Raw genomic sequence first — 15300 nt, 5'->3', positions numbered from 1 at the left:
GATTCTGCTTGCCAATACTATCCAGATGCTTGGTTCCATAGTGGCAGCTTTTTGTCTGACCCTGCTCTTTCTGCGCTTTGTTTTACCGAAGTTGGGGCGTGTTGTCGACGGACCCTATCTCGGAACCAATCTGGCCGCATCCCATGCAGATTCTGTTGAGGCTAAACGGGTTCGAGTCGGTGAGATCGGCACGGTGGTGTCTTTTCTGCGGCCTTCCGGGAAGGTCGAAATTGGCAATGATATTATTGATGCGATAAGCGAAGGAGACTTTTTGGAGAAAGATACTCCGGTGATAGTGACCAAAATCAGTGGTAACCGGGTGATTGTTGCCAGGAGCACGCCATGAAAGCCTATCTCATTCCCATAATCTTGCAATTGGTAGGGGTGGCCGTGGTGATCGCGGAGATCATCCTGCCTTCAGCCGGATTGCTTACTGTGTTAGCGCTCAGCATCTTCGGATACTCTCTCTATCTGGTGTTTCAGGAGATATCCCCTGTTGCCGGTATCGTATTTGTGGCAGCCGATATAATTATGATTCCGACGTTGGTTGTTATTGGCATCAAGATGTTGGCCCGTTCCCCGGTCACCCTTCACACCGAACTGTCCAGTAAGCAGGGGGTGACCTCTCAGTCCTCGGAACTTGACCGCTATCTGGGTCAGGAAGGTCGAGCGCTTACCGATCTCAGGCCAGCAGGAATGGCACAGATTATGGATAAACGGGTCGATGTGGTGACCCGCGGTGAATATATTGAAAGGGGCACGGATCTGATCGTACTGGCTGTTACTGCCAACCAGATCGTGGTCCGAAAGAGAGGGGATGGGCGAGAGCATTAGTGTCTTTTCCTCATTTAATTTGACGTTGTTACTTAATTTTTACTCTCGGGACACCTTGAGAGAAATTCAACCACATCAACCTAGGTAGTTTACAAAGGAGGAAGGGTATGGAATTAAACCAGATCATTTTGTTGTTTCTTGTCGTGGCCATTGTTGTCCTGGTCTATTTTATCGGCTCGGCTATCTCGCTATGGGTGCAGGCGCTGGTTTCCGGAGGCCGGGTTGGGCTTTTGAATATTATCTTCATGCGTTTCAGGAAGGTGCCGCCGAAGCTTATCGTTGAGTCCAAGATTATGGCGGTAAAGGCCGGTATCGAGATTACGACCAATGACCTGGAATCCCATTTCTTGGCCGGAGGGAAGGTTCTTAGGGTGGTCCAAGCCTTGATTGCGGCCGACAAGGCCAACATTGCCTTGGATTTCAACCGAGCAGCGGCTATTGATCTGGCCGGACGTGATGTTTTGGAAGCCGTGCAGATGAGCGTTATTCCCAAGGTAATCGAAACGCCGTTGGTGGCGGCTATGGCTAAGGACGGGATTCAGCTCAAGGCCATTGCTCGTGTCACGGTTCGAGCTAATATCGATCGACTGGTGGGCGGGGCCGGTGAGGAAACTGTTCTTGCTCGGGTTGGTGAGGGCATTGTGACAACCATCGGTTCGGCCGATTCACATAAACGAGTCTTGGAAAACCCGGACAGTATCTCGAAGACCGTGCTTGCCAAGGGGCTTGATGCTGGTACCGCCTTTGAAATTCTCTCCATTGATATTGCCGATGTCGATGTGGGTAAAAATATCGGCGCTGAATTAGAGACCGATCGGGCCGAAGCGGATAAGAAGATCGCTCAGGCCAAGGCTGAGGAACGGCGGGCTATGGCATTTGCCGCCGAGCAGGAGATGCGGGCCCGAGTGGTCGAGATGCGGGCCAAGGTGGTCGCCGCCGAGGCTGAGATACCCTTGGCTATGGCTGATGCTTTCAGGAAAGGCCAGCTTGGGGTCATGGACTATTACAAGATGAAAAATATCATGGCCGATACCGAGATGCGTAGCGCGATTGGTGGTTCGGATGGCGCTAATCGTCAGGAGAAAGAGACATGAGCGCGGTTGTAGATGTGGAGCCTCTGAGAGCAGGGGTCGAAGACTTTCTTCCCTTGCTGGTGTTTATTGTGATTTGGTGGGTCTCGTCTCGCAGGGGCAGAAAAAAATCTCAGCGTCTTAATGGCCGAGAAACAGTACGTTCTTCCGGGGCATCGGGGGTACCTGAAGGGCCAAACGGCGCGGTGGAGGTTAGCCCCCTTGAAGTTTTGTGGCAGATGGTATTTGGTGGGTTGGAAATGTCGCCCATGCCTGCCCCTCAACCTTCACCACCAGTTGTACCGTTGCCTGCAGAGTCAGAGGATGTTTGGAGAGAGGTGCCGGATTGGTCAGAGGGGGCGCCGCCGTTTTCGGCTACTGCAGTGATGGTAGATTTTGATACTTCGCCACCAGAGAAGGTGAAGATACCCCTTCCTGCCCGGAAAGTAGTGTCATCACCACCTGTTGAACCGATACTGGATAGGACGCCCTTGGTCCTAGCTCGAATTCCTCTTCGGGAGTTGCAACGGGCTGTCGCCTGGTCGGAAGTCCTTGCCTCTCCTGTAGGCTTGCGGGATATATCACATTAAATTTAGGAAGATCCTAACTGTTCAGGTTATCGGTTTGCGGTTGACAGTTAACGGTGGGTGATTCTACCAAGAGCTGATGACACACTAATATCAAGTATCATACGATGAATCATGGCTAGCCGATTTGTTTAACCGTAAACCGGTAACTGACCACCGTCAACCTAGGTAGTTACGGAATATTATGAAAATACGAAAAGTTTCGGATGAAAATTTTGCCAAGGCCTTGGCTTTGTTACAGGTGTCATTTCCGGACAGTGAATATGAAGCTAAATTAGTGAGTAAACTTCACGAGCATGGTAAGTCGGTTCATGAATGGGTCTGTATTCATACCAATAGAGTTATCGCTTATATTGGTTTTTCTCAAGCATATCATGGGAAGGAAGTGTGTGGCCTGCACCTTGGGCCAATGGCTGTAAACCCAGAATTTCAAAAGCAAGGGGTGGGTTTTGAATTGCTCAGATATGCCTTGACGCAGGAACCAGTAAAAAGCAGTACGATATTTGTTTTAGGAAACCCTCAATTTTATCAAAGGTTCGGCTTTACCCCTTGTAGCATGCCGATCTGTCCTTTTGATAAAGATAATGCCCATTTCTTGAGTATCAGAAATAAGACCACAGACCAGTTCACCATCGGTTATGAAGCAGAATTTACTCATCAACCACCTCCCGCCAGGAAATCTTCCAAGAAAGGGACTCGAAGTCAGAAATCCCGCCACTAATTGCACCTCTATTATTGATCAGTTATTGACCGGTAATGGAGTAAATTCAGCAAGCCAAGGGTGTGCAACTTGTTGCGCACGCGGATCATGAATGGTCCACCAATCGGTGCGCATGATGAAACCATGCACACCCTATCAGGCGTATTTTAAGCGGTCCACGCCAAACAGCGAGGATCCACCAGTAATGGAGTAAATTCAGTAAGCAACGGATAGGTCTATGGAGCAAAGTAATAGAATCGTCAAATTAGGCGTAAATGGAAGTTTGATTGGAGCAGCTGGTGAGAAACTGACTCCCCCGGTTGGATGGGGATTTCTTCCTGCTGGCGATGCCGGCATTACAAGGAAGGTACTCGTTAAGGGCATCTTCTGGCGCGTGCAGGTTCAAATGGGACGGCGCACCATCTCTAAAGGGGTTTGGGCACCTGCCGAAACTATTGCCGTAGCTAGGCAAGAGGTCGAAGCGGTTCGTTCCACTGAGGGATACCAGAAGAAATTAGAGAGTGATCGCCAGCGCAGGGGCAGGAGACAGGTTGAGTATGAAAAGGAATTCTGCGGTGAGGTCTGCCGCTTTCTTGCTTTTGCGCCTAGATATCAAGAGCTGGAACAGTTAATGGCCGAGGCGATTACCATTCATGCAGTTCCTGTTGGCAGCGGAACCGTGGCGCGGACAGTTATGATTCCAGTCGAAGAGCGGGCGGCAAAAGCTGTGATTGCCTGGATGCGGCATCAGACAACAGCGTATGAGTCGATGCGGATTGCAAAGGTAAAGGGCAAGAGACGAGAAGTCAGAAGGATGCTGGCAGGTCGTTCCGTAGAGTTGCTTCAGGACTATCGGAGTGGTCTTGACGTCACCCCTGACTGCCCATTACGAAAAGCCCTGGAGAGGTCTAAAGGTTTAATCGCATGAGAAGATTGCATTCTACAACTACAGTTTTAATAATTCATCATGCTTATCATTGTTGAATCGCCAACCAAGGCCAAAAAGATTCAGTCGATCCTTAAGCTGAAAGCTCTGTCTACCGTCGGTCATTTTAAGGATCTTCCGGATGCTCAGATTGGAGTTGATCTTAAGACCTATGAGCCGACTTTCGTCTATCACGAGAGAAAAAAGCATCTGCCCAATGAGCTGCGGGCAGCGGCTAAGGGGCAGATCGTTATGCTGGCGGGTGACCCGGATAGGGAAGGTTATGCCATCAGTTGTCATATCTTTGAAGAAGTAAAGTCAGTTGCTAAAGAATGTTTGCGCATGGAAATTTTTGAAGTGACTGAGAAAGGATTGAACGAAGCTATAGCCAAGGCGGTGCCGTTCGAGCAGACCAACACCGGTCTTTATAATGCCTTTTTGGGAAGGAGGATTGGCGACCGACTGGTGGGGTATATCCTTTCCCCAATCGCCAGTAAAAGTCTCCGTAGTAAATATAGTGTTGGCCGGGTGCAGTCACCTGCGGTTCGCCTGATTGTTGACCGAGAACGAGAGATCAGGGATTTCTCGCCATCACTTTACTGGATGCTCGATATTCAGCTTGATAAAGAAGGGGCGATCTTTTTGGCGCGTCATGCCAAAGGTAAATTTAAGCGACTGGCAGATGCAGAGGCAGTTGTTGATTCTATTAGAGGTGAATCCCATGCTCATGCCACAAAAGTAGACAAGAAAGAGGTCAAACAGTTGCCTAAACCACCGTTTACGACTGTCGACTTACAGGCAGCTGCCGCGGTCCGCTTGAAATTTACCCCTGAACATACCATGAAACTTGCTCAAGGGCTGTTCGATCAAGGAATCACTACGTATCACCGGACCGATTCCGTACGCATGGATGATGCCTTCATTGCCGAGATTAGAGAGTTCCTTGGGAAAGCGCTTGGCGTCAACTATCTTCCGGCTAAACCTAACCAGCATAAGTCAAAAAATTCACAGGCCGAAGCGCACGAAGGCATCCGCCCCACCCATATGCATTCGACAGTCGATATTGCCTCAATCATCAAGAGAGAGGGTCTTACCCCGGACCATGCCAAGTTGTATGAGCTAATATTTAAGCGGGCGGTGGCGAGCCAGATGGCACCGGCACTATTTGATTCCACCACCATGTTTTTTGAGGTGGCCGGGGAAAAGTTCAGGTCCTCTGGGCGGGTTTTGAAATTTGACGGCTTTTTGAAAGTGTATGCAGAGGTTGACGAGGAAAAAGAGAAAAAGAAGGATGATGATAAGTTGCAGCTTCTTCCTCCGGTCGCGGTGGGCGAGTTGGTGCCGAAGCTCAAGGAGATCCTGGAAGAAAAAAAGACCAAGCCACCGGGGCGATTTACCCTTGGCTCACTGGTCAAGGAGTTGGAGCGTCTTGACATCGGCCGACCATCGACATACGCCGCTATCACCAAAAACATTACTGATCGGGGGTATGTGAAGGAGGAGAAGGGGAAGGTGGTCCCTTTGCCTCCGGGGGAAACGCTCATTGACTATCTCAGGCAAAAGCACTCCTGGGTGATCGACTACGAACTGACCAGTAAGATGGAAAAATTTCTGGATCAGGTTGTCGAGAATAAGGAAAGCTGGCAGCGCTTCTGCAAAGGTGTTCACAATAAGATGGGTTTTTTCGTGCCGCCAGTGAGAGTTGCAGGTGGTGGGCCGAGCGAAGGACAACTCAAGTACGCCAACGATCTTGCAGCAAAAAACAATCTTACTATTCCGGAAGAGACCTTAAAGACCAGTCGGGCCTTGTCGTTGTGGATCGAGGGTCTTGTTGGCAAGAAAAATAGCTGAACCATATTACACGTTACGATGATCAATAACATTACTATCTGCCCATGTAATTCCGGTGTACCCTATTCGCTTTGCTGTGAACCGCTCCTTATAGGGGATCGGATTGCTGCTACCGCTGAAGTTTTGATGCGGTCACGCTACACCGCTTATGTGGTTGGAGATGTTGATTACCTGTTCAGATCATGGCATCCATCGACCAGGCCCGTAGATATTGATGCTGCTACTATCCCTGAGTGGCAAGGTCTTCATATTGTCCGCATTGTCAAAGGATTAGAGGCTGATAACGAAGGTGTTGTCGAGTTCAAAGCAACTTTTCTCTCTCAGCAGAATATATTTCAGCTTCATGAAGTCAGTCGTTTTGTCAAGGAAGAGGGGCACTGGTTCTATGTCGATGGTGACATTAAGAGCGGCGGGCTTTTGGCGGAAAGAGCGGGACCGAAAGCTGGAAGAAACAACCCTTGTCCTTGCGGCAGTGGAAAAAAGTTTAAGAAATGCTGTGGCCCGTGATTACTTTCCTTTATCTCAATAAAAGCATCTTTACCCAGTTGTGAGGTGAAAAATGAAATTCAAAATGGCCCACACCAACATTAATGTCTTAAATCTCGAACGAAGTTTGGCCTTTTATCAAGAGGCCCTCGGCTTACAACAGGTCCGCACCTATGCCCATCCGGAAGGGGAGTTTACGCTGGTCTATGTTTCTGACGAGTCGAACACCTATCAAATTGAATTTACGTGGTATCGAGACCGGAAGGAAGCATACACCCATGGCGATAATGATTTGCATTTGGCCTTTGCGGTTGATGATTTTGATGCGGCCTATCAAAAACATACAGAGATGGAGTGTATCTGTTATGAAAATAAAGCGATGGGAATATACTTTATTAAAGATCCGGATGGCTATTGGCTTGAAGTGGTTCCTGAAAAAAAATAAGATTTGCTTTCTTTGGTTGATCTGTGCGATGGGAGTGTTGATGGTGGATCATACTGATGTTCGCGCTGGTTCGGATCTCATTCTTTCGCTCTGTCCCTCTTCACCGAATTGTATTTCTAGTCAAGCTGTCGATTCCCACTTTATTGAGCCATTTACCCAGATAGGCGAGGCGCGAGCAGGATTCGACAACTCAAAGGCAATCCTTGGACTGAGGAAGGACACGATTATTGTATCTGCCACTGAGATCATGATTGGTGTGGAATTCAAGACCACTCTGGGGTTTGTGGATGATGGCTTGTTCTTGTTGGATGGAGTGAATAAGATGATCCACATCCGCTCAGCCTCCAGGGTGGGGTATTGGGATCTGGGCAAGAATCGTCGGAGGATGGAAGAGATTCGGCAAGATTATCAAAACCTTGCCGGGATCTAAACTCCCTTCCCCTTATTCGTGATGAACATTATTCAGTTGGATTAGGTGTGAGGGCGTCGCAAAAAGTCCGATCTACTGCGTTGCGTGGCGGTTTTGCTCGTTCGGCATACCAGATGTATGGCCTCATTCACAAAACACACCCCGCGCCTTGTATGTCGCACCTTTTGTTTAGCCATCCCCGGACTTTTTGCGAGATTGTCAGGTGTCATCTGTCACGGACTCGATTCGGGATTTGGACTCAACCTGCACTATCGCTGGCGCTGCCCCGCCTCCCTTGTTTTCGCCGAAATAGATGGTCGTGTGGGGGAATGGAATTTCGATACCGAGTTCATCGAACCGTTGTTTCATCCGCCGGTTGAATTCTCGGCCGACCCACCATTGTTTGATCGGAGCGGTCTTGATCCGGGCCTTGATCACTACGGCTGAATCAGCAAAGGCGTCAACACCTAGCACCTCCAAAGGTTCGAGAATCTGCTGTCCATATTCCTCATCTTTTTGCAGTTCGGCGCCGATATCCTGCAGCGCCTGCATGACCTCGTCGACATTTTCCCGGTAGGCGACTCCGACATTCATGACGTAGAACGAGAAATCCTTAGTTAAGTTGCTGACAATATTGATGGAGCTGAAGGGGATGGTATGTACGGTGCCAGACAGGTCGCGCAGGCGTACTGTGCGGATTGAGACCGCTTCAACCAGGCCTCCCTTGTCGCCGACATTGATTACGTCGCCAACGGCGATCTGATCTTCCAGGAGGATGAAAACTCCGGTTATGACATCTTGAACCAGTTTCTGGGCGCCGAAGCCAATTGCTAAGCCGAGTACTCCGGCGCCAGCAAGTAGTGGAGCAATATCGACCCCCAGTTCAGAGAGGACCATTAAGGTGGCAACCACCGTTAATGTGATAGTGAGGGCCTTGCGGGCCACGGCAAGCAATGTTCGGGTTCGGGCGCTGGTTTGTTCTATTCCAGACTCGTTCGTGCGGTTCAAATAACTCTCAATCAGGCTATTGGTGATTTCCCAGATTAGAAGAGCAACCAGCAGGATACCGGAAACCGCTATGATGGTCCCGCTAAGAGCCTTTCCGGGTGAACTGATCAGCCAACTGAAGGTGTTGATTCCCCAAGCCTGAAGGATCGACATTAACCCGAGGCTGTAGGCCATGAAATTTAATGTACGGTGCAGAGTGTTGGTGTAGCGGTTAGCGCGTTTTTCAAGGTCTGGAAAACGGATTTTTAGCTCTTCACTTATCTGGAAACCACGGGTAAAAACGGCATACAGTAAACGAATAATTATTTGGGTAATAAACAGGGCCACCATGGTCAAGATGGTGGCCCGCATCAAGTAGAAAAATCCTCCCTCAATTTGAAGCGCCCAAACTCCGTATAGAAGAACGATATATACTATCGTTAGCAAATGCCAACTCTGAGCCAGTCGGTTGCGGATACCATGGGGTTTTGAGGGGATTTCATCCTTGGGGCTTATTCCTGCGGTCGACCATTGTTGAAAATGACTTGATACCCTCTCGCGGTTTTGCATGATCAAGATGACTATCAGCACAGTCACCAGGAGTCCCAAGAGCCGCGATAAGATATCGTATGAAAGCGGTGGCAGTCCCAGAAATAAGGCGGCTTGTAGTGTAAAATAACCGTAAACAGCGGTAAAGGAGAGCCTTTTACTCCAGATCACGAGGTAATTAGCGGTTTCATCGGAAAGATCAGAACAACGGAGGTTGGGAGATGAGGGGGAAAAGAGTATATTACAGAGGGTCTGTATTCCCTGGGCGATAATAAAGGCATTGATCCAAGCAAGCGCCACCAGCCTGGTTTTTTCTTGATGCGACCCGACAATGCCGATGGTGAGGTAAGAGGCTATGGCAAAGGCAAGAATCGGCAAACAATCAATAAAGAAAATCCAAAGAAGTCTAACTGCCCGAAATAGACAATTTTCTATAGGTTTTTCGGTAACTGAACGACGAAATTTATTGAGTCCCCAGTGGAAAAGGTAAAAAGCCAGGTAACCTAGTCCGAGGGTCAAGGTAAGGTTGATGAGAGTCTGTGTCCACAGCTGTCGGGATTGTGGATCGGTGAGTTCGGCTTTGAACCAGGAGCTTATTTGGGGGATCTGATTGATGCTGCCAGCCAAGGCCATGACTGACTCAGACATTATGTTCAGTCGTCGGGATATATCCTGCAAGGCCTGGCTGGCAGCGGTTTTTATCTGACTTTCTGGTTCTGTCTGCTGTTGAGCCTGAGCCATTATCTTAAGCTGACGGACCAGTTCTTCGCGGGCAACGGAACTTTCCAGGATTTTGATGACTGATTCGATCTCTGTTGGTTGCTCGATAGTGCTAGCAACTTTTTCCTGTGCGATTACTCCGCGAACAGGGGCTAAGAATAATGCGCAGCTCATTAAGAACAACAGTAAGATACTTTTTTTATTGGCACACATAAATTTACTCATAATTTTCATGGGGTTAACTTATTTCATGGCTTTAAACTATTCTCAGCTATTTTGGGGTAGCCTTAGCAAGGCTTCTCTCATTTTTCTTCTGTACCATTCGACTCCGCTCAGGAAAACTGGAACAGGACTGATTTCACCAAAGTGAGTGTTCTCTGTGAAGGACATGAACTGAGAGGTGAAAAGCCTATTGAAAGATGCGCCGGTCGTCCTTGGTGCTGACGGCTGGTGCGATGGTGATGTTGAATGAAGGACGAGTGTAAAGCGGTTAATGACTTGACGAAAAGAGCCTCGAATTTGGATACGATTTGGTAGTATTCAGGTCTTAATGTTAAGAGGGATAGTCGCTGGTTGTCAAGGGGAAAGATTCGTAAGTGCTCGGTAGATCTGCCTTTGCCTCATAACTTTACTGAGTTCGCTTCACTGGTTGGTCACCCCGTAAATTTTTTGCGATATTACCAGGTTTTGGTTAGATACTTGTTTGCTCCCAACGAAGGAGTTCCCGTAAATCTTCCTTGGTAAGTCGCTTGACAAACGATTCGTCGTCTGTCTGAATAACATCGTCTACCAAATCTTTTTTGCGATTTATCAGGCGGTGGATTTTCTCTTCCATAGTTCCCTGGCTGATGAACTTGAATACCTGCACTACATGTTTTTGTCCCATACGGTGTACCCTGGCGGTAGCCTGTTCTTCACGGGCTGCGTTCCACCATCGGTCGTAGTGAATAACGACCTGAGCCGAGGTTAGATCAATGCCGGTCCCCCCGGCTAGCAGACTGGCACAAAAGATTCTTGTTGTCTGATCGTTGTTGAATTGGTCGATCATCTTGCGGCGCGTCTTTAGCGCCATATTCCCTCGAATCCCGGCGTAGGGGATATCTTCTGATTTTAGATAAGCTTCCACAATATTGAGCATTTTGGTGTATTGGCTAAAGACAACTACTTTCAGACTTGCGTCCAGGCATTCGTGTAATATCTCAACAAAGAGATCCCATTTGCCGCTGCGATAGTTCTGGTAGTCAGTGTTTCCCAAAATTTGACAGGGGTGATTGCATATCTGCTTGAGTTCCTGGACCACAGCCAGAAATTTCATATAAGGAATCACTGGTGTGGGGGAATTTTCTAGCGAGGAGAGCAGATCGTGACCGTCGTTGTCAATGACACGGCGGTAGAGGGCAATCTGGTCATCGCTCAGTTCACAGGTGCGGATATCTTCGATCACCTCTGGGAGTTCGGTAAGCACCTGTTCCTTGACTCGCCGGAGCATAAAAGGGCCGACCATGCGTTTGAGCGAGTCAATTCGATGGGTGTTGCTGCCTGAGGTAATAGGGTCGGCATAAATCGACTGAAATGAGGCATCTGAACCGAGCAGGCCGGGTACGCACAGGTCACAGATGGCCTTCAGATCGGTGAGGGAGTTCTCTATCGGGGTTCCGGTCAAACCATAAGCTACTTCGGCTCGTATCTGCTTGGCGGCTTGGTGGGTTGCAGTTTGTTTATTTTTCAGATTTTGGATTTCGTCAAAGATTACCACCTGAAAATGTTTGTTTTTGATCAGCTCAATATCTTGGCGCATCAGGCCGTAGGTAGTCAAGAGAATGGCCGGGCTGTCAAGTTCACTCTCTGATCGGGTGGCTCCGTAATATACCTTCAGGTTCAAGTCGCTGTAGAAGGTAGCGGCCTTGTCCTGCCAATGGGGTAAAACCGAGGCGGGACAGATTACCAATGTCCGGAATCCTTTCTCTTTTGCCAACAGTGCCAGCAGGGCCAGTGCTTGATGGGTCTTTCCCAGGCCCATGTCATCGGCGAGCACTCCGCCTACTCCATTATCTTGCAAGTGGTGAAGCCAGGCCAGTCCTTGACGTTGATAGGTTCGAAGGTGCGGTGGTATCTCTGCATCAAGCAGGGTGTCGGGTATCTCAGATGTTATACGCCGGCGAATAATGGCGCGGAAATCTTCTCTCTCTGGATAGATGATCTCTGGCACCAGAGCGGTTATTGCCATCATCTCTCGCTTGGTTAACCGAATAACTGTCCGTTTGCCGACAGACTCGAGCCGTTCCGGTCCCAGTCCATACATCCAGCTTAAAGGGGTATAGTCAATCTGGAGCCAGGTGTCACGGCCAGCGATATGTCTGGCCCCTTCTCGTCGTAAGCGAATGATTTCTGTAAGTTCAATCCGGTTGGATCCAAATCCATATCTGGCATCAAGCAAGCACCAATTTCCATCCTCACGATAATTGACAATTTCAAGGGTGTCCGGTAGGTCGGTTAGTGAAAAATTGAGCAGTGCCGGATCAAGGTCATGGCCTCCCTGGAGCATGAAGGTGTGGTGTTTTTTGACAAAATCCGGCACATCGGTGGCGGCAATAACGAGTGTCTGGTAGTTTTGTGGTTGAGCGATAGTAAACAGCGGGAAGGCACTGTCGGCATGGTCATTGAAATCATGTCCTTGCTCAGTTACCGTGAAAAATATCGTGTTGTTCAGTGAGTAGTTCCTGCCGAAGCGGGTGTTTTTAATTGACTCGCGGCGAAGACGGGACCCGTCGGCAAGCTCCAGCCAAGGTTCGATGATTAAGTCACCAGACTCTGGAGAAAAGAATATTTTTGAGTATGCCCTTGCCGGAGCGGTCTTGGTGATCAGGTCAAAGAGATTGATCTGCTGCAGGAAGTCGAGGAGGAGTTCACGGGATGGAGTTATCTTAAAGATTTCCTGATGCGAAGGAGAATCGGCAAACAAGGAAAACTCTCCCTCGTGGTCTCGCTCCAGCCGCCAAGTGGGGGATGTGGCTAAGCGGCAAAAGGTCTGACACAAAAAGGTCCACAGGCTTCTTGCCAGACGCTGACCTTGGCTTGTTGTGCCACACTGATTAAGGGATATCTCAGAATCTGTCCGTTCTAGTTGATGGAGACGTCGCCATGTTTGCTGGAGAATTGAATCGTGCTCATTTCTGACCTCGATTGGTACGGACCAGCCCTTTTCCGGAAAAAGACGTCTGGCTAGTTCCAGATCATCATTAGCCAGCATACCTCGCATCGTCAGGGAGTTGTTAGTCAGATGCAGATGATTCGGGCGGGTGGAAATACTGAGCCTCTCGTCGTGTTGATTGAGAAACCTGGCAATTGCCGCCCAACGGCTCGAGCCGAAGGTCAAAGGGAGAGGGAGAATCTGTTCTGATACTGCCACCATGACCTGTGAGCACAAGGTGGCAAGATGGGAGCAAAGATCGCCATTCTGACGGGTAAGATTGCATCGTGAGCAGACTGCAGCGACGGGTCGAAATCCTTGGCTCAACTGAGGGGCCACTTGAAATTTGATCAGACACCACCCCTGCTCGTCGGCAAAGATAGCTGCGGCTGAGTGACGGTAAACGATTATCTCAGGCGCTTGGGCCTTGGCCATTTCGATCTCTGCTTGCTGCAGGGTCTGGTTGGCAAACCATGGTTTCAATAGCAGACGATGTTCGATGGGAAAGGTTGACATGGGGATATTTTACAAAGTTATAAATGGTGTTGAAAGGATTCATTAATAAATAATAAAAACGATTACTTAAAACATAAAAGCCTCTATGATAGAGGGGGTACCCTTTCAAAAGAACCCTTATCCAAAACAGAGGCTTTTTATGCACCATAAGAATATCAAGCTGAGAGTGCGAAAATAACTAAAAAACAGTTCCTGTTTGCATCGACTTGACATGTACGCCATTGGCAGCTTCTCACCGGTTTGAAGTGGCCTCGCCCGATGTCAAGACGATAAGGGAAAAAATAGGTCTTTCACAAGGCGAATTTGCCACACTCATGCATGTGAGTATCAAGACCTTGCAAAATTGGGAACAGCACCGCTGGAATCCTACCGGCCCGGCAGTCGCTCTGCTCAAGATTGTCTCAATAGCTCCAGATGTGGTGCTCAAGTCATTGCATGCTTGAGTTATAGAACCCGGTGTGATGATCATACTGCATATGGTCAGGTCTTGGTTGCGGCTTGGCAATGTCGCACAATCTAGCGGGTGTGAATCCCGCCTTGGTAATCGTTAGCCACGAGCCAAGTATCTAGCCTTGCAGGCAGTCCAGTAATGGGCTGTTTGATGCGTAGGCAAGAAAGCAGGCGAGGCGCAATGGTAACGGATAAAGCCGACCGTGAAGGTTGTAGTCCCGAAATGACCGCATTGGAAGGGGCCGATGGTTTCAAGACACCAGCAGGCAACAGCGGGTACGGCGAGAAGTTGAAAGGGCAAGCCGTGCCCGACCACCCGGGATTGTTAGACCGTATCGAGCCTGACACAACGATTGTGCGGTAACCAAGGAGATCCGGTAATCGGCGCGGAGCAATGCGCACCCTCCGACAAGCCTAAACAACGAGGAAGAGGGCAGCGATTACCGGAAGTCGGAGGTGCCCATAGTAGCGATGAACGCGGGTAATGCTGCGGGAGTGAAGGGGCACCGGTTTGAGATAGTGAATAGGGGAAACAGGCCCCGACACCGAGCGGACTATGCGCATGACCACACAACTTATTCACTTCACACCATGGGCGTATCCTCGCCCATGGTGAATGACTCAAGCTGGGAGCCGGATGGTGTAACGCTCCAAGTCCGGTTCTGCGAGGGCGGCAAGCTGCAAGGCTTGCCGCTACTCTCCCGATCAAGCACAAGTCTCCATGGTTTATTGAATTGTTTGATGACAAGACCTGACCAATTTGCCTTTTTTTGACGCAGTTGGGGACGCTGAGCCGTGACTCGCTTAATTGACGAGTGAGTGTACCTTCACAATAACCATTTCGGCAATAGTCAAGCATCTCTGACACAGTTCAAGGTCTGGTACAAAATCCGGCAGAATACTCCCCAGAGGATACTTGGACGGCAGATATATTGTATCGAGGAGATCACACTCCTCCTCGCTCATGCCACAATCACAATGAACCGCTGTCAACATGGCGGCAAGTTCATTAATGCTGTGCGTCTTGCGGATTGCTTGTCCTTGCTCAATCAGACACGCTTTTAACGATTTCTCTGCCGCTTGCTGGGCATTTTGCAGGCAAGGGTTGAAGAGGCCGCTTTCAAGCAGCACCCGAGCCGAAGCCAGATTCTCTTGAGCGTAGGCTAGCCAGAGCCTGGTTTCATCTTTCATAGATAACCTCGCCTTGGGCTATAGCATCCATGATAGTACAATCCTTTGCCCCCATCTTGAGCGGAATGATATCTAAAGGGAGTTGTCGGGCCACGGCACGAGTCATTTTTCGATATTTCATGGCCAGGGCGAGATAGGGCAGATTGCTATTCTGGACGATTGCAACATCGATATCATTTGGCGCGTCGTCGTGTAAAAACGATCCGAAGACAATAATTTTTGTGATCTCGGGAGCTATTTGTAGTTGCTTGACAAGGTCACTTTTTACAATTTTTTTTTGTTCAATGTTGATTGCCATTGCCTGAACTCCAAGGTTTGATCGCCAAGTTGAAGGAAGGTGCTACAATACACACGGTATTTTGTATCGGCTCTTAATGAGCCGCGATGCCC

15 protein-coding genes and 1 pseudogene are annotated in these 15300 nt (G+C 49.1%); 11 read left to right on the top strand and 5 right to left on the bottom strand.

What is annotated here, in order from left to right; all coding sequences use genetic code 11:
* The 10 genes from FP815_05225 to FP815_05180 all read left to right on the top strand — a co-directional run.
* Positions 1-346, top strand: a 346-nt coding sequence (locus tag FP815_05225; protein ID MBA3014338.1) for a serine protease, incomplete at its 5' end; no start/stop codon positions are given.
* Complete coding sequence (locus tag FP815_05220; protein MBA3014337.1) at positions 343-834, top strand: serine protease; 492 nt, start codon at positions 343-345, stop codon at positions 832-834. The genes FP815_05225 and FP815_05220, both read left to right, overlap by 4 nt.
* 107 nt (positions 835-941) lie before the next feature.
* Positions 942-1928 carry a UPF0365 family protein gene (locus FP815_05215; protein ID MBA3014336.1) on the top strand — a complete coding sequence of 329 codons (987 nt, stop codon included), beginning with the start codon at positions 942-944 and terminating at the stop codon, positions 1926-1928.
* Positions 1925-2494 (top strand): hypothetical protein, encoded by a 570-nt coding sequence (locus FP815_05210; protein ID MBA3014335.1) that lies wholly within the window; start codon positions 1925-1927, stop codon positions 2492-2494. The genes FP815_05215 and FP815_05210 overlap by 4 nt, the downstream gene beginning before the upstream one ends.
* A gap of 181 nt (positions 2495-2675) precedes the next feature.
* Positions 2676-3212: an N-acetyltransferase gene (locus tag FP815_05205; protein ID MBA3014334.1), complete on the top strand. Its 537-nt coding sequence runs from the start codon at positions 2676-2678 to the stop codon at positions 3210-3212.
* Between the two features lie 217 nt (positions 3213-3429).
* Complete coding sequence (locus tag FP815_05200) at positions 3430-4119, top strand: DUF2293 domain-containing protein (GenBank protein ID MBA3014333.1); 690 nt, start codon at positions 3430-3432, stop codon at positions 4117-4119.
* A gap of 39 nt (positions 4120-4158) precedes the next feature.
* Positions 4159-5967, top strand: coding sequence for a type I DNA topoisomerase (gene topA, locus FP815_05195; protein MBA3014332.1), 1809 nt, complete (start codon positions 4159-4161; stop codon positions 5965-5967).
* A gap of 18 nt (positions 5968-5985) precedes the next feature.
* Positions 5986-6474 (top strand): hypothetical protein, encoded by a 489-nt coding sequence (locus FP815_05190; GenBank protein ID MBA3014331.1) that lies wholly within the window; start codon positions 5986-5988, stop codon positions 6472-6474.
* Between the two features lie 52 nt (positions 6475-6526).
* A complete protein-coding gene (locus FP815_05185; GenBank protein MBA3014330.1) occupies positions 6527-6898 on the top strand; it encodes a lactoylglutathione lyase in 372 nt (123 codons plus the stop codon).
* 28 nt (positions 6899-6926) lie between these two features.
* Positions 6927-7328 carry a DUF1499 domain-containing protein gene (locus FP815_05180; protein ID MBA3014329.1) on the top strand — a complete coding sequence of 134 codons (402 nt, stop codon included), beginning with the start codon at positions 6927-6929 and terminating at the stop codon, positions 7326-7328.
* A gap of 198 nt (positions 7329-7526) precedes the next feature.
* Here the strand turns inward: FP815_05180 and FP815_05175 are convergent, their stop codons facing one another.
* Both FP815_05175 and FP815_05170 read right to left on the bottom strand, forming a co-directional pair.
* Entirely contained in the window at positions 7527-9797 is a 2271-nt protein-coding gene (locus FP815_05175; protein MBA3014328.1) for a mechanosensitive ion channel, read from the bottom strand.
* 457 nt (positions 9798-10254) lie between these two features.
* On the bottom strand, positions 10255-13269 hold the full coding sequence (locus FP815_05170) for a DEAD/DEAH box helicase (protein MBA3014327.1): 3015 nt from the start codon (positions 13267-13269) through the stop codon (positions 10255-10257).
* A gap of 200 nt (positions 13270-13469) precedes the next feature.
* On the opposite strand from FP815_05170, the gene FP815_05165 reads away from it, so the two are divergent.
* Positions 13470-13712 (top strand): helix-turn-helix domain-containing protein, encoded by a 243-nt coding sequence (locus FP815_05165; protein MBA3014326.1) that lies wholly within the window; start codon positions 13470-13472, stop codon positions 13710-13712.
* Between the two features lie 123 nt (positions 13713-13835).
* Here FP815_05165 and FP815_05160 read toward each other — a convergent pair.
* The 3 genes and pseudogenes from FP815_05160 to FP815_05150 form a co-directional block, all read right to left on the bottom strand.
* Positions 13836-14055 (bottom strand): annotated as a pseudogene (locus FP815_05160) (hypothetical protein).
* A gap of 468 nt (positions 14056-14523) precedes the next feature.
* Positions 14524-14910: a HEPN domain-containing protein gene (locus tag FP815_05155; GenBank protein ID MBA3014325.1), complete on the bottom strand. Its 387-nt coding sequence runs from the start codon at positions 14908-14910 to the stop codon at positions 14524-14526.
* Complete coding sequence (locus FP815_05150) at positions 14900-15208, bottom strand: nucleotidyltransferase domain-containing protein (GenBank protein ID MBA3014324.1); 309 nt, start codon at positions 15206-15208, stop codon at positions 14900-14902. The genes FP815_05155 and FP815_05150 overlap by 11 nt, the downstream gene beginning before the upstream one ends.
* Positions 15209-15300: the final 92 nt, after the last annotated feature.

This window comes from Desulfobulbaceae bacterium, from assembly GCA_013792005.1.
Lineage (GTDB): Bacteria > Desulfobacterota > Desulfobulbia > Desulfobulbales > VMSU01 > VMSU01.
This window is presented reverse-complemented; position numbering and strand designations above follow the sequence as displayed.

Coding starts and splice junctions, on each gene's coding strand:
- FP815_05220 (MBA3014337.1), top strand. CDS start 343: ATGAAAGCCTATCTCATTCCCATAATCTTGCAATTGGTAGGGGTGGCC.
- FP815_05215 (MBA3014336.1), top strand. CDS start 942: ATGGAATTAAACCAGATCATTTTGTTGTTTCTTGTCGTGGCCATTGTT.
- FP815_05210 (MBA3014335.1), top strand. CDS start 1,925: ATGAGCGCGGTTGTAGATGTGGAGCCTCTGAGAGCAGGGGTCGAAGAC.
- FP815_05205 (MBA3014334.1), top strand. CDS start 2,676: ATGAAAATACGAAAAGTTTCGGATGAAAATTTTGCCAAGGCCTTGGCT.
- FP815_05200 (MBA3014333.1), top strand. CDS start 3,430: ATGGAGCAAAGTAATAGAATCGTCAAATTAGGCGTAAATGGAAGTTTG.
- topA (MBA3014332.1), top strand. CDS start 4,159: ATGCTTATCATTGTTGAATCGCCAACCAAGGCCAAAAAGATTCAGTCG.
- FP815_05190 (MBA3014331.1), top strand. CDS start 5,986: ATGATCAATAACATTACTATCTGCCCATGTAATTCCGGTGTACCCTAT.
- FP815_05185 (MBA3014330.1), top strand. CDS start 6,527: ATGAAATTCAAAATGGCCCACACCAACATTAATGTCTTAAATCTCGAA.
- FP815_05180 (MBA3014329.1), top strand. CDS start 6,927: ATGGGAGTGTTGATGGTGGATCATACTGATGTTCGCGCTGGTTCGGAT.
- FP815_05175 (MBA3014328.1), bottom strand. CDS start 9,797: ATGAAAATTATGAGTAAATTTATGTGTGCCAATAAAAAAAGTATCTTA.
- FP815_05170 (MBA3014327.1), bottom strand. CDS start 13,269: ATGTCAACCTTTCCCATCGAACATCGTCTGCTATTGAAACCATGGTTT.
- FP815_05155 (MBA3014325.1), bottom strand. CDS start 14,910: ATGAAAGATGAAACCAGGCTCTGGCTAGCCTACGCTCAAGAGAATCTG.
- FP815_05150 (MBA3014324.1), bottom strand. CDS start 15,208: ATGGCAATCAACATTGAACAAAAAAAAATTGTAAAAAGTGACCTTGTC.